The 12686-nt window shown below is 58.7% G+C and carries 15 protein-coding genes; 1 reads left to right on the top strand and 14 read right to left on the bottom strand.

The genetic code is table 11. The annotated features are described in order from the left end of the window. The 12 genes from HX801_RS27955 to HX801_RS28010 all read right to left on the bottom strand — a co-directional run. Positions 1-3260: phage tail tape measure protein (locus tag HX801_RS27955; RefSeq protein WP_177023120.1), on the bottom strand; the 3260-nt coding region annotated here is incomplete at its 3' end. Beyond that, the gene (locus HX801_RS27960; protein ID WP_177023121.1) at positions 3257-3526 is read right to left on the bottom strand and encodes a DUF1799 domain-containing protein; all 270 of its coding nucleotides are present in this window, start codon (positions 3524-3526) and stop codon (positions 3257-3259) included. The genes HX801_RS27955 and HX801_RS27960, both read right to left, overlap by 4 nt. Positions 3527-3573: 47 nt before the next feature. Next, on the bottom strand, positions 3574-3954 hold the full coding sequence (locus tag HX801_RS27965; RefSeq protein ID WP_177023122.1) for a phage tail assembly chaperone: 381 nt from the start codon (positions 3952-3954) through the stop codon (positions 3574-3576). A gap of 3 nt (positions 3955-3957) precedes the next feature. Continuing rightward, on the bottom strand, positions 3958-4614 hold the full coding sequence (locus HX801_RS27970) for a phage tail protein (RefSeq protein WP_177023123.1): 657 nt from the start codon (positions 4612-4614) through the stop codon (positions 3958-3960). Between the two features lie 391 nt (positions 4615-5005). Further along, positions 5006-5422, bottom strand: a complete 417-nt coding sequence (locus HX801_RS27975) for a phage tail terminator-like protein (RefSeq protein ID WP_177023124.1) — start codon at positions 5420-5422, stop codon at positions 5006-5008. After that, the gene (locus HX801_RS27980) at positions 5419-6075 is read right to left on the bottom strand and encodes a hypothetical protein (RefSeq protein WP_177023125.1); all 657 of its coding nucleotides are present in this window, start codon (positions 6073-6075) and stop codon (positions 5419-5421) included. The genes HX801_RS27975 and HX801_RS27980 overlap by 4 nt, the downstream gene beginning before the upstream one ends. After that, entirely contained in the window at positions 6072-6440 is a 369-nt protein-coding gene (locus HX801_RS27985) for a hypothetical protein (protein WP_177023126.1), read from the bottom strand. Before HX801_RS27985 ends, HX801_RS27980 begins: the two co-directional genes overlap by 4 nt. A gap of 46 nt (positions 6441-6486) precedes the next feature. After that, positions 6487-6651 (bottom strand): hypothetical protein, encoded by a 165-nt coding sequence (locus tag HX801_RS27990; protein WP_177023127.1) that lies wholly within the window; start codon positions 6649-6651, stop codon positions 6487-6489. 40 nt (positions 6652-6691) lie between these two features. Then, positions 6692-7195 carry a DnaT-like ssDNA-binding protein gene (locus HX801_RS27995; RefSeq protein WP_177023128.1) on the bottom strand — a complete coding sequence of 168 codons (504 nt, stop codon included), beginning with the start codon at positions 7193-7195 and terminating at the stop codon, positions 6692-6694. Positions 7196-7254: 59 nt separating this feature from the next. Continuing rightward, positions 7255-7839: a hypothetical protein gene (locus tag HX801_RS28000; protein ID WP_177023129.1), complete on the bottom strand. Its 585-nt coding sequence runs from the start codon at positions 7837-7839 to the stop codon at positions 7255-7257. 47 nt (positions 7840-7886) lie between these two features. Then, entirely contained in the window at positions 7887-8852 is a 966-nt protein-coding gene (locus HX801_RS28005) for a major capsid protein (RefSeq protein WP_042572010.1), read from the bottom strand. A 12-nt stretch (positions 8853-8864) separates the two neighbouring features. After that, entirely contained in the window at positions 8865-9593 is a 729-nt protein-coding gene (locus HX801_RS28010; protein WP_145163877.1) for a hypothetical protein, read from the bottom strand. Positions 9594-9752: 159 nt separating this feature from the next. Here HX801_RS28010 and HX801_RS28015 point away from each other — a divergent pair, with 159 nt between their 5' ends. Then, complete coding sequence (locus HX801_RS28015) at positions 9753-10328, top strand: hypothetical protein (RefSeq protein WP_177023130.1); 576 nt, start codon at positions 9753-9755, stop codon at positions 10326-10328. Positions 10329-10343: 15 nt separating this feature from the next. Here the strand turns inward: HX801_RS28015 and HX801_RS28020 are convergent, their stop codons facing one another. Both HX801_RS28020 and HX801_RS28025 read right to left on the bottom strand, forming a co-directional pair. Continuing rightward, positions 10344-11432 carry a minor capsid protein gene (locus HX801_RS28020; protein WP_177023131.1) on the bottom strand — a complete coding sequence of 363 codons (1089 nt, stop codon included), beginning with the start codon at positions 11430-11432 and terminating at the stop codon, positions 10344-10346. Further along, positions 11407-12686 (bottom strand): DUF4055 domain-containing protein (locus HX801_RS28025; RefSeq protein WP_177023132.1); only part of this gene is annotated, 1280 nt, incomplete at its 5' end. The genes HX801_RS28025 and HX801_RS28020, both read right to left, overlap by 26 nt.

Consider the following 12686-nt stretch of genomic DNA (forward strand, 5'->3'; position numbering starts at 1 on the left):
GTTGCGATTTGCCGGGTGCGCGATTCCATGTTGCGCTGGAACATTTCGGCGTCGAACTCGGCGCCGTCCGGGCGGCCGGCCTCCTGGTCAGTCAGGATGATCGGCATGTTGAGGCTGAGGTTTACCCCGCCACCGCCGCCTCCAACCGCAGAAACACCCAGCTTGCCGTTGGCTGTGCGGGTGAGCGGCATAATTGCCTCTTCGCCCGCTTCACCCATGACCCCCGTCTTGCCCCCGGCCATGCCGAACGCAGTTGGTTTGCTGACGATTGTGTTGGTGAAAGCACCGCCGTCGGCGAACATCTGCACACCGCCCGACCAGGCGCCACCCTTGGCCTGAATGCTGCCCGGGGTGAAGTTTGAAAGGTCGGTACCCGTGTACCCGGCCTGACTTGCCCCGCCAGAGCCGCTGCCGCCGAAATAGCTCAGACCTGCGCCAAACAAGCTGCTGAGTAGCTGTGAGCTCGCTTGTCGAGTGGCAATCCGCACCATGTCCGCAAGGATAGATTTGGCAAAGTCAGCAAACGACAGCTTCCCAGTCAGCGCGAAATTAACCACCGCATCCTCCATGGAACTGAAGGCATTGCCGAACAGGGTTTTGGTCTGCCCGGCAATGTTCTTCGCCGAATCCAGGTAGTTGGCCCAGGCAGACGTCGCGCCCTTTGTCCAGTCGCCCTGGGCGTTCTCCACATCCGCGTAGTTCTGCCGGATCTGGTCAGTTGCAGCTTTGTTCGCATCCGAGAGCGCCTGCGATTTTCGCTTGAACTCCTCCTCCGACATATTGCGCGACGGGTCGGATTTCTGGTTGGCCAACTCCAGCGACTGCTGAGCAAACCGGTCTTGCTGGCTGTTCAGTTCGCCGTTGAGTGCGTTCTGGCGGTCCCCCTGGCCAACGCCGAGTACTGCGCGTTGGCCGGCAAGTTCCAGGGCTCGCTGTTGCTGAGCCAGGGCCTGCACGTAGGTGGTGATCGACCGTTCCTGCTTGGCCAGGCGCCCGGTCTCGTTGGTGGCCAAAACCTCAAGCTGGCTGTCGGCCTCTTTCTGCGCCTTGACCATCCCTGCGCGCGCGTCAGCGATCTTCTGGTCCAGCTGGATGCTTTGCGCGGCCGTTGTCGCCTTCTTGCCTTTGACAGCCTCCAGCGCGGCAATCTCGGCCTCATAGGCTGCGGTCACATCGTCGCGCTGGTTGCCGATCAGGGCTTCACGCTTCAGCGCGTAATCGGCCTGAGAAATGAGTCCGGCCTTCTCCGCGGCGTCCAGTCGCTTCTGGCTATTTTTGTACTCATCAACGATCGCTGCAAGGTTGTTCTTGGCGCTGTTGAAGCTGGTGAGGTCGACCTGAGTGCCGGCTGCTTTCGGGTCTTTATTCTTGTCCTGGAGCCCCTTCAGCAGCGTGTCATAGGCGCCGCCGGCGAACTTGTTACCATCGAAGCTGACACCATCAAGTAGCGGCGATTTCTGTCCGGTTTTCTCGGCATTCTCATATAGCGCACGAAACTGATCGTTGAGCTTTTTCAGGCCCGCCTGACGATTGGCCAAAGGATTGACGTTATCGAGCTGCGCATCCAGCGCCCGCTGAGCCTCAATGGCCTTCTGGTTCGCGTCGGTGTTTTCACCGGTGGTAATCGCCAGGTTGGAACTGGCCGCCTGCCTGGCTTTAAGTCCAGCAAGTTTTGCCTCAAGCGCGGCCGTGGAGTCGTCGTGCTCGCCAGTGCCAAGGCCAAGCGCCGTATTCAACGAGCTCAGCCCATTGGAAATTGCGCCAGCGACGCCGCCGCCCCTGCGCGTGTCCAGCACGCGCTGGGTGATCTCGATCTGCTTGGCCAGGTCGGGAAAGATCTCCGACCGGACTTCCGCGTACGCGCCCTTGATGGCGTTCTTGATGTTGTCCCAGTCGCGCTCAACGTCAGAGAGCGACTCGCGGTAGGTCTTCAGTCGCGTTAAGGCGGCCTGATTCAAATCTTCGCTGAGAACATCCAAAGCGCGCTGACTTTCACCTTGATCATCCAGCCCTTTGATCACTTGGTACTGCTCAAGTGTCAGCAGCCCGTACTGACTGCTGATCTTGCCTGCCGCTTCGGTGGCCGTCTCGCCGGCAGTGGCAAAGGACTTGGCAAGTTCGCCGGCGCCCTGCCCTGTTACTTCACTCACGGCCGCTGCAGCTTCAGCCAGATTACGCATCTGCGTACCGCTGGTAGCTGCTCCGGATGCAAGCGAAACGACAGCCTCGCGCGCCCCGGACAGGTTGCCGGTGATGCGCCCGGCGCCGTCGGCCATGTCCTTCAGGCTGGCGATGGTCTGCCCAGCCCCATTCGTACCGCCATTGATCGCGGCATTGAACTCGCGTGCCTGCTTCATCGCATCGAAGTAGGCGTAGCCCAGCGACCCAATTACAGCGACCAAAAGGCCGGCTGGGATCAGCATCCCTGCGAGGCTTTTCGCCGATTCACCGGCGCCAGCGCCCAGCTGAGCTATCGCGCGCGCACCACTGCCCAGGTCACCCGCCTGAATGGCATTGGCGAGCTGCATTACGTTTTCCTGAGCTTGGCGTGTGCCGAGCTTCAGCTTGTCGAATGCGCCCGCGGCCTCAGTCAGTCCCTCTCGGTCCTTGCCGATCTTTGCCAGGGCTTCGTTGTAACGCTCGGCGTCGATCTGACCAGACTTGTGCAGATCATTGAGCGCCTTCTCCTGAGCCTCCAACTTCGCCAGCTTGGCGGTCACTGGATCAATACCGTTGACGGTGCGCTTCAGTGCCTCAATCTGACGATTCTCTGCCTCGATCAGCTTTTGCTTCTGCGCCAGCTCTTTGGCTTCCGCCTTTTCAATCTTGTCGTAGGCCCTTCCCAGTTGATCTTGGTACTTCGCCTGCTCCTCAATGGTGACCAAGCCTCCCTTGCGGGCACGCTCTAGCAAGCCCTCAGCCTGAACCAGCGACTCCATGCTCGAGATGTTGCCTGTCATCGCCTTGTCGAGCTGACTGATGACGGAGATTTCCGCTACTGCGCTGTCAGTTGCTTTACGACTCGCACCGGCTTGCCGGTCCCTGGCTGCTGTCGATTTATCGATGCTTTGCGCTACGTCCGCTTCTGCCTGGGAAACCTTTTTGCCGGTGTTGGCCAGCCCTTCGCCTGTTTTGCCGAGGTCATCAATGGCCTTTTGGGCGTCTTCAGCCGAATCGACCAGCTTATCAAGATCATCAGCAGCCTTTGCGGCCTGCGACGACTCGACAGCAATACCCAGGGAAGCGAAATTGGTGCTCATTTGTTTTCTCTCTGTTCCGCCATCACCTGCAGGGCTTCAGCCTCCATCCGCCGGAAGTCGCTGAAAATGGTTTGTCGCTGGCTGATCGGTACGCCACACATCCGAATGACCCCGGAGAGAACGCCGTAGTCCATGCCGGTAGCGCCGTACGCGCCTGTACGCCACTGGGTGCTCATGGCCTCGAAGACTCTGAAAACATCCCAATTGTCGGGCCAGATACCGACTTCCTTGTCGGGTATGTCCTGACGCGATAAGCCAAAGGCCATCAGATCAGCGTCTGATGGCCCTGGCTCATACAGCGCGCGCGAGGCGCTTAGGAGTTTCCCAAGCGGGCCTCGCTAAAGGCTTCGGCGTACGCGTTCAGCACTGCCTTCGGCGCCGAGTTGATCGAATTCACGAGGATGCGCACGTTTTCGGGCGTGAACTTTTCTTCAATATCCCAGCCGACGACCACGTCCAGCAGTTGGTCGGCCTGCAGGGCAATCTGGGCGGCGGTGAAAGCTTTGAGGTCCATGTCGCCGAGCTGCTTGCTCAATTCGCCGTGCCGCTCGTTCCAGCCGGTGTACAGCTCAGCAAGCGCGGTACGGTCCAGGTACTTGAACTCGAACTCCACCTTTTCGGCGTTGTACCCGGCCCGCTGGATCATCACCGGCGCCTTGAAGGTCGGCTTCTGGATCAATTTGAACTTGGCCATGGGTTACACCGCAGCCGCGTAACGGGCTGGGCGACCAGTCAGCGCCAGACTGATCACACGGGTCATCAGGTTGTTACGGGACATGGTCGGCGTCGAGGTGATCGACACGTAGCCGTTGTAGATGATGCTGCTGCCGCCAGGAAGGTTGAGTCGGAGCAAACGAGCCTGCTTATCATCGTCCGCCGCCTCACATACGGCCACATATGGCTTGGACGGATCGTCGGCGACGGTGAAGGTCAGCGTGATTGGGTTCTTTGTGGTCGGCATTTGGCGATCGTCATCGTCAGCCAGGAAGCCGAAAGTCAGGAACTGCTGATCACCACCACTGGAATTCATCTCAGTAATCTGCGAGATCTCGGTGAAGCCAGTCACTTCGCGGACAGAGCCGATGCCGGAGCCGGCAGGGTATTGCTGAACACTGGTGGTGTTGACGTTTTCCAGCGCAAAAGTGCCGCTGGCAATCTCACCGACTCGAACGCCGCGACCATCGAGGCGAGTCCAGCCAGAATTGACAGCGATGACGTCGCCCTCAGCCAGACCGTGCGCCGCAGCGGTTGCAACAGCTGGATTGGCATTCGTCAAAGCGGTAAATGGGATCGCCGGGCCGTAAGCAGCTGCGATCTCAAGGGTGGCGCCGTTGGGCATTTGGATGCCGGCCATGGGTGTTTCCTCTTTTCAGAAATGACAAAACCCGCACGGAGGCGGGTTTCGGGGTTTGCCCAACGGGCTAAATGTGTTTGTTGCTAATTGACTTCCATATTGCTTCGGACCTCGTCCAAAGGGATACCGGATTTCGAGCCTACGACCACACCGGTAAGGCCACAGCTTGGGCAGCAGGCATGCTTATCCTCGTACCACTTAAGAATGTCAGTTGGCACGAGCCAGAGACCGCATCCGACGCATAGGCACCGCTCGCTCAAAGCGATTTCTTCGCGATTCCTATAGCAGTGATCCTCTACCCACTCACTTAGATATTGAAGTCGCTGCTTCCTGATTTCGTCCATCGCAGGTATTCCCAAACCAATTCATGAATGGATTCTACCGTCTAGGATCAGGCGGTGTCGGCTCGGTATTCGAACGACACCGGCACCGTGTAAGTCGGCGGGTCTGTGATGCCTGGGCCAGGATCAACTGGCGACATCGTAACGACGGTGAGGCCTGCCTTTGTGTCTCGCGCATAAAGCGGGAATAGCGTGGTCAACTCAGCCACAAGTGGGTTCGTCTTGGTCTTGCCGGTACCGGCCGGGGCCACAATGCTGATCTGGTAAACGCCGATGAATGCTCGATGGTCGCCGGCGAGCGTGCTGCTGGCTGTATCGCCTGGGAGCATGAAGGCCCGCAGATAGGTCTCGCCGTCCGCCGGGTCATACTGAGTGTTTTCGAACACGACCTTGATGGGCTCCGCACGCGCCCTGCTCCAGGCAAGTAACTTGGCCTCATAGATCGATGCGATGATGGCGTGACTCATACTTGGTTATTCCTGATGGCGTCATCGACAGTTTTCTGGAACTGAGACAACGTGACCCGAATCATCCCGTGAGGCGCTTGCTTGCTATGCCCATACTCAAGCGGGATTCCGTAGGGCAGGTTATTCACGATGTAGGCCGTCTGCCCCGCGGTCAGGGTTTGAACCTGTGCCTTGAGCACGGCGATGCTGACGTTACCGCTGACATCGATCTGATCAAGCACTCCCTCGGCCGGCGTATCAATCGAAAACTGCCAGTTCCCGCGAAACCGCCCGCCGACGTAGCCCTTGCCTGCCACCAAACCGTTCACGTTGAAGTTCTGGTCGCGCTCGGTCTTGGTGAGGGGCTTGGCGTACTTCAAACCGCGCCGCAGCTTGCCTGCTTTGGTGAAGTTCGATTCGTTGAGATTGATGATCGTATTGCGGACCGCGACCTTGAAGTCATAGTCATCGGCGGCCCGGGTGTTCGCCTGGCGGTGCGCAACGTTCGCCGCCCATATCTCTGGATTGCCCACGGGCGACATGCGGATGACGCTGCTGCCGATCTCGATAACAATCTCGCGGATGGTCGCGTCGATACCGGCCTGGGCGCGCTCGGCGAAGTCACGGATGTTCTCGGCGAAGCTACCGTTCATCCTCGCGTACTTGTTCGTCATGACCGCACCTGCAGCTCATACAGGATTGGCGTCCCGGCTGGGTTGACCTCCTTCAGCGGAGGAACAATTGACCAGGCACGGCCTTGGGCAACCACCTTATCCAGCAAGCCCGGCACCCAGGCCAAACCCTGGGCAGCAATCTTGAGTTTCTTGTCGCCCTGCCTGATGAGGCTGTTGTTCTGGAATTCCAAGCCGGAGAAGTCGAGCAGGATGCCTTGGGCGATCTGCTCGATGGTTGCGCCAGGCGCTTCCCCGCCCGTCTCCGGGTCGTACTCGCCCGGCTGAGTCTTGCTGATGGTCACGGGCTGGCCGAACTCTGTGATCATCTCCAGAGCCATCACGGCCATTTCGTCGTAGAAGGCCATGGTGGCTCCAGATGTGAAAAGCCCAACTCGATGGCTGGGCTTTCGCTTAGAAACTGAGCATTTTTTGAATAAAGGTTTTTAACGCTTCATCAGCTATCGTAACCGCTCGTTTTGCCGCTTCCGGATCATTAACGTTTCCCGCCATTCCGGAGAGAGCGGCAAGATATGCCCGAGTCCAAAATTCACGCTTTTCATCAGCACTGGGGGTCATTCCTACGCCTCCTGTTTCTTGTCGAACAACAACGCTACCATCACGCTCTTACCGCAAACAACCCCCGTTTTTGTAGGTAGTCGGCAAACTGCGTAGCGCTCGGCCGATCCGGCGCCGCCGGCAACAGTCGGTTGCTGGTGGACGGGATAGCCGCATACTGCCGCGTCACCGCACCTTCAACACGATCCAGCAGCACGGCGCCTTTGCGCTTCTCCACCGGGTCGATATCGTCTTGGTGGATCTCGGCGGCCAGGGCCATTTGACCGTACTGAATACGCGCTGGCAGGTAGTTGTTCGGCTTGATCTCGTGATCCAGCAGTACCTCCCGGCGCGGCCAGGACAGTCCCTGCTCGCTACTGGTCTTGCGCCCCTTCCAGACCATGCCATCCATCGCCAAGGCGGCCCGGCGCAGCAACGCTTCCTGCTCAGGAACACCTGCGGGGATGACCGTGCCGAACCTCACGGCATACATGGCCAGGTCCTCGGCGCTCGCGTAGCTTTCGGCGTCAGGCTTGCCGGTGCCGTCCTCGATGATGAGTGTCATGCGTCAACTCGCTGGAATGGTTTGAAGATTGGCCGCCGGATCACCGACAGCCAGCAGTATTACTCCTTGGTCAGCTCAGCGACGAGCTTTTCCAGGGATTCTTTCGAGGCGTTGGCCCGATACTGGACCTTGGCTTCATCGAGCTTTGCTTTCAGAGCCGCGATATCACTGGCCTCGTCAGCCGGCGGCGTGAGGGCAGACTTCTTCAGCGCTTCAACCTCGCCACGCAGTGCGTCGACAGTTAAGGCCAGGCCGTCACGTTCAGTGGTCAACTCATCAACCGAAGCATGGGCGGTGCCCAGCAAGTCAAACAAGCGCAACGCCAGGTCGCCGGACTCTGGACGATGGATTTCGCCAGCTTCCAGGCCGTCAACAAGGATCAGGATCGATCCATGCTCAGCACGCAAAGCCGTGATCACCTTTTCCAGTTCGGCTTGGTTGCCCGCACCAACAATCTGCGCCCGCTTGGCTTCCTTCACCGACACATCGATGCCGGCTGCTTCGTACGCATTGACCACGCTCGGCCAATCGCCAATCACCAGCACGCTGGTCACACCCGCTTCGGGCTTATCGAAGTGTTCCGGATTGCGGTAACGCTTCTCCGGGTCGAAGCCGCTCAGCTGGTTGCTGTAAGTCAGTTCCATGTGTTTCTCCAAGGCGGCCATTGCTGACCGCGCGTTGAGTTTGAGCCTTAACCGCCAGTGACCGGAGGCGTTGCGGTCAGCGTGATCATCACGCCGGCAGTGACCTTGTTGCTGCCCGCGTGCTTGACCCAGTTGGCAGCGGAGCCGACGGCAGCCAAGGTCGGGTTGGAACCACCAGTGGTGGCTTTCCAGCTGTAACCCAGCACGTCGATATTCACGGTGCCTTCAGCGCGGTAGCCGATGCTCAAGTTCTCTTCGTCGTTGACTTCGTAGGAACGGAAGCCCGGGGCCTGCGACTCGGTGATAGTCACGGCGTTTGGCAGCAGGCCGAAGATCACGTCCGCCGGCGCGGTATCGGTCACCAGTACCGGCTTGCCCAGGGTGCCTGGTAGGCCGCCGTAGATCACGACACCAGCTTCTTCGTAGATCTTGTTGGTGATGGCTTCGTCGACGATGTCGAAGTAGGCGCTGGAGTGCATGACCCACAGAGCAATACGGCCGAACTTGTCGCCGAACTTGCGCATACCGCGAGTCAGCGTCTTCTTGCCATCGGTTTCGATGTTGGCCGAAACCACCATGTCAGCGTTGGAGCCAATGGCGGCACGCAGGCCAGCGGTTGCGTACTGGATGAAGCCTTCCAGGGTCGCGTCAGCAACGTCGGCGCCGACGATCTGGGAGAACTCCTCGACCGGACGACCGCGGCGCTTGAACGCCTCTTCGGTGGTCTGGTACGGGCCGTACTTCCAAGGCGCTTTGACGCCAACAGCTTCGCCGGCGCTGATCTTCTTGGCAGTTACCTTGCCGTCAGAGTTAACATCGCGGTGTTCCAGAGAGCCGTTCAGCTTGTAGAGCGCGCGTTTGCGGAAGTCGCCTTCGATCAGCTCGTTGTCCAGCACCATTGCGCCGTTGGACGATGCGTTAAACACATCCAGGTTGTCCTGAACACGTTCCAGGTATGCGGTTTGCGCCTCATCGTTGTAGATGATCAGGTCGCTGTTAACGGTTGTAGCCATGAGTCAATCCCCTTACTTGGGCAATGCGAGGTATGCGGTTTGGCCGTGCTTGCGCTGAAAGTCGCGCTTCTGCTCGGAGGTCATTTCGGAGCGCTTGAATGCAGCCTTGCCGCCACCCCCGCCCGGGGCAAATGTCCCTGAAGCCCTTGGCCACAGATGAGGTGCGCTTTCGCGCAGAGATTCCGCCCATTCGAGAGGAGTCAGAGGGGTTTTGCCGTCTTTGCCGAGGATGACCTGGCCGGATTCATCAACGGCGACTGCATCGCCATCTTCGTTAAGGGTAAACACGCCTTTAGCGCGCAGGATGATGTCGTCGGTTGCTTCCGGCAGAGCACCGGCCTTCAGCGCTGCGCCGCGTACCGAATCGCCCAGGACTTTGCCCTGGAACTTGGCCGCGAAGGATTCGGCCTTCTCAGCTCGCTCGCTGATGGTCTTCAACTGCTTGTCGTAGTCGCCACGCAGGCGCTCGGTCCGGCGGTTGAAGACTTCGTCCACCTTGCCCTCGGTCAGCAGCTTAGTTTCTTCGTCCTGCCCGGCGCGGTTGAGCAGTCCTTTGACGGCTTCAATGTCGATGCCTTCAAACTGTGTTTCGAACTGGGTCAGCTTGCCGGAGGTTTCCTTCAGCTTGCCCAGCAGTTCCGAGTTCTTGGTTTTGAGACCAGACACAGATGCTTCAACGGCAGTCGCGATAGCGGCCTTGATTGCCGGGTTTTCCAGGTCGATTTCGTTTTCTTCTGCCATGTTGATGCACCCCTTGGGTATGAACCGCCCGCTTTGCAGGCAAAAAAAACCCCGCGAATGCGAGGCTTGGGAGAAAGATGGTTTGGTGTCGCTGCGTGTACTGAACTGGGTAGAATGATGTCAATCTGTCCAAACAACTAATGGAGTAGTTCTCACAAAATGAACCTAGAAACGATTAAACAATACACTCGTAAGGGTTACGTCAGAGCAATGGGTCTGATCACTCTCCTCGCGGGTATTGCAACAGTTTACGGAGTCATTTACCCCTCAGGTCCCGAGCTGAATCCAGCATTCCTGGGGCGCTGGGAGAGCAAATATCAATATCCAGTTCCAGGAGGGACGTTTACCTTCAATGGTGTCACCGAATACTTTCGAAACGGTAAATACAACTTGAATGGGACATTTGAATTCTCCGGCAATACCGCTGGCGGGCCTTTTACTTCAGTCGTGCTAGCGCGCGGCGTCGGCACTTGGACGGCTAGCAAGGAATTTCTTACCTTCACATTGACTGGATTACGCACAGAGCCCGGAAGATACAAGAGCGGCGATATTGACCTTCCGATTCCCTTACTGGAAAAACTAACCGGTATCTCTTTACCTGATTTGAATGAACACTATTTGCCTGGTAGCTCAGACGAGTTAAAAATCGTTTCGCAGGAGCAAAAACGGATCGTACTTCAGGGCAAAGATCCTGCTGGGAATCCATTCGTAGTAGTAAGCAATCGACAACCTTGAGATCTAAACGACGGCTCAGTTGATGTTTGCACGCTCGAATGCCAGCGGTTCAAGCCCTTTCATCTGCACCAGCGTCAGCGGCGAGAAGTTGCGATCAAGCTGCAGCTCGGCGAAGCGCTCGACGGTCAACCCGCCCTCCCTGAACAGCTTGGCCCGGACAGGACCGATGGCGACGTCTTGGAACGAAGCAGGCTGCTGCTGGAGCCAGTGGTAATAATCGAGATCGGCACTCACCTGCTGGCCGCCGTCTGCGCCCACCGAGGCCCGCGTAGCGCCCTTGGCGAACATCGCGCTGAGCTTGGTCAGCAGGATGAACGTGGTTCGGCAGTTCGGGTGGAATGGCGGCCTTGGGCCGGAATCTACCGGAAACTTGCGTTTGTCCATCGAGCGGCACAACTGGCTGGTCTTGCTATCCAGCGTGGCCACCATCTGGATCTCTTGCACGATATCCGTGTTGGCCTTCGCGACCTCCATGCGCGCCTGGGACGACACGTGCTGAATCGCGGTGTGAACGACCGTGCTGGCATTACGGTTGGTGGTGGCCAGGATGCCGTCTTTGTACCCTGCCGCCTTGGTACCGCGAATGTTGCGAATGATCTGAAAGTTCGTCTGCCCTTCGAAGAAGCCCTTCCGGATGGTGCCGGTGACGCGCTCGCGCTCGGCGCCGGTCCACCCCTTGATGAACGCCTTCAGCAGCTTCCCGCCGCCGGTACCACGCACGCTGAGTGGGTTTGTCAGCACTGCGGTCCGAATTGCAGCAGCCGTCGGCGCGACCACGTCCAGCGACACACCAACCGGCGCCGACCTGGCGATGGTGGTCGCTTCGAACTCAGCCTCGTAGTTGGCGATATCCACTAAGTCCAGGTTCAGTTGCGCGCTGTAGCGGTCGAAGATGCCCAGCAACAGACTGTCTACCTCCTTCAGCAGCGCTTCCAGGCGCTTGACGTTGCACTCGGTCAGGTCCGACTGCGTGAGCCGGTCACGGATCGAACGGTCAATCTCCTTAAGGAAAGGAGCAAATTTGCCGACCTCCCCTGCCTTAAGCTTTTCGAGGAAGACCGCGTGCCGGATCGTGGCATCAAGTACTGCCGGATTTACCGCCATTTGGTTTGTCCTCGTCATCCAGGCCCAGGCCGTCGCCCTGCTCTTCTAGTTCACCGTCGATTTGCAGATCAGTACGCTCTGGCGCGATCAACCCCAGCTTGCGCAGGTAGGCCCGAAGGTCTGCTTTGGCAAAGCCGCGTTGCTGCCACAAGCCAACCAAAGCCGTGATCATCTGCGGATCAGCCGTCAGCTCGACGAACTCCTGATTCACTTGGTAGGCGACCTTCTTGTCAGCGATGCCCATATAGGCGCAGCACCACATGATTGCCCGGGTGTATGCCTCGCTGACGTTTGCCACGCAGCCAGCCAGCACAGAGGTAGATGCCGATTGATCGCCGCGGGACTCCGTAGCGGTCTTGGCGGCCAGTGAAGCCACCACCATCCGGGCACCCAGTTCGATCATCATCTGGTTCTTGTCGGCCATGGCCTCTTTGACCAAGGTGTTCGGCGCCGGCTGTGCGTAACCGAAGGCGCCGCCCGCTGGGAGGAGCATTGGTGCGCGTGACCCGACATAGACCCCTTTTGTCTCCAGCAGCTTTACCCACTGCTCGTCCAATCCAGAAATCCACGGCTGAGCCTGCCCACACCAGAAAACGCTGTCTTCGTAATCGGCACTGTTACGGTAATGGCCCAGGTTGATCATGGCGATGTCGTATAGCGGCGACTCGTCGATGCTTGAATCGTTGTTCTGCGCCCCGACGAAGGTGAACGGTATCTCCTTGAGGCGACCGGTTACGCCTTCGGGCTTGAACTCGTCAATGACTGCCAGTGGCCCGCCACCTTTCGGCCCAGACCGCCGCCAGACGCGGCAAACAAAGCCGTCATCCTCAAGCGCCAGTTCCCGGTACTGCTCAGCTGTCTTGTAGCCGAAACCGTCAGGAATCTCCGGAGACTCGCGCAGGACCACCAGCGTCAGCACGCTATGACCGTTCACCATGCCTGTACGCCAGTTGATGATGTCTTCAGCGCAGTAGGACAAGATCACCGAATGCCCGCCGATACCATCGTCTTGGTGGTAGTCGACGTACAGGCCGTGTCGGCCAGCCTCCAGCACCTTTTCAAGCGTGCCTTGGGAGTGCTGGTAAATGCTCACTCCGGAGCCGTTGGCGTTGTCCTGCAGGTATTCCAGCTTCTTCGGGACAGTCAGCGTCGGGTCTTTGTGGAAGGCCAGGCCCAGCAGCCCGTTACGGGTGTGCCCGGTGGCGTTCTTGAACACTGCCCGCTCGCGGTAGGCCCGGTTTCGGTCTTCGTTCT

It is taken from the genome of Pseudomonas sp. G1002 (assembly GCF_013385455.1).
Taxonomy (GTDB): Bacteria; Pseudomonadota; Gammaproteobacteria; order Pseudomonadales; family Pseudomonadaceae; genus Aquipseudomonas.

Bases quoted from the DNA above. Each gene is read 5' to 3' on its own strand.
- HX801_RS27995 (WP_177023128.1), bottom strand. From the start codon at position 7,195: ATGACACTCATCATCGAGGACGGCACCGGCAAGCCTGACGCCGAAAGC.
- HX801_RS28000 (WP_177023129.1), bottom strand. From the start codon at position 7,839: ATGGAACTGACTTACAGCAACCAGCTGAGCGGCTTCGACCCGGAGAAG.
- HX801_RS28020 (WP_177023131.1), bottom strand. From the start codon at position 11,432: ATGGCGGTAAATCCGGCAGTACTTGATGCCACGATCCGGCACGCGGTC.
- HX801_RS27990 (WP_177023127.1), bottom strand. From the start codon at position 6,651: ATGACCCCCAGTGCTGATGAAAAGCGTGAATTTTGGACTCGGGCATAT.
- HX801_RS27975 (WP_177023124.1), bottom strand. From the start codon at position 5,422: ATGAGTCACGCCATCATCGCATCGATCTATGAGGCCAAGTTACTTGCC.
- HX801_RS27985 (WP_177023126.1), bottom strand. From the start codon at position 6,440: ATGGCCTTCTACGACGAAATGGCCGTGATGGCTCTGGAGATGATCACA.
- HX801_RS27965 (WP_177023122.1), bottom strand. From the start codon at position 3,954: ATGGCCAAGTTCAAATTGATCCAGAAGCCGACCTTCAAGGCGCCGGTG.
- HX801_RS27980 (WP_177023125.1), bottom strand. From the start codon at position 6,075: ATGACGAACAAGTACGCGAGGATGAACGGTAGCTTCGCCGAGAACATC.
- HX801_RS28005 (WP_042572010.1), bottom strand. From the start codon at position 8,852: ATGGCTACAACCGTTAACAGCGACCTGATCATCTACAACGATGAGGCG.
- HX801_RS27960 (WP_177023121.1), bottom strand. From the start codon at position 3,526: ATGGCCTTTGGCTTATCGCGTCAGGACATACCCGACAAGGAAGTCGGT.
- HX801_RS28015 (WP_177023130.1), top strand. From the start codon at position 9,753: ATGAACCTAGAAACGATTAAACAATACACTCGTAAGGGTTACGTCAGA.
- HX801_RS28010 (WP_145163877.1), bottom strand. From the start codon at position 9,593: ATGGCAGAAGAAAACGAAATCGACCTGGAAAACCCGGCAATCAAGGCC.
- HX801_RS27970 (WP_177023123.1), bottom strand. From the start codon at position 4,614: ATGGCCGGCATCCAAATGCCCAACGGCGCCACCCTTGAGATCGCAGCT.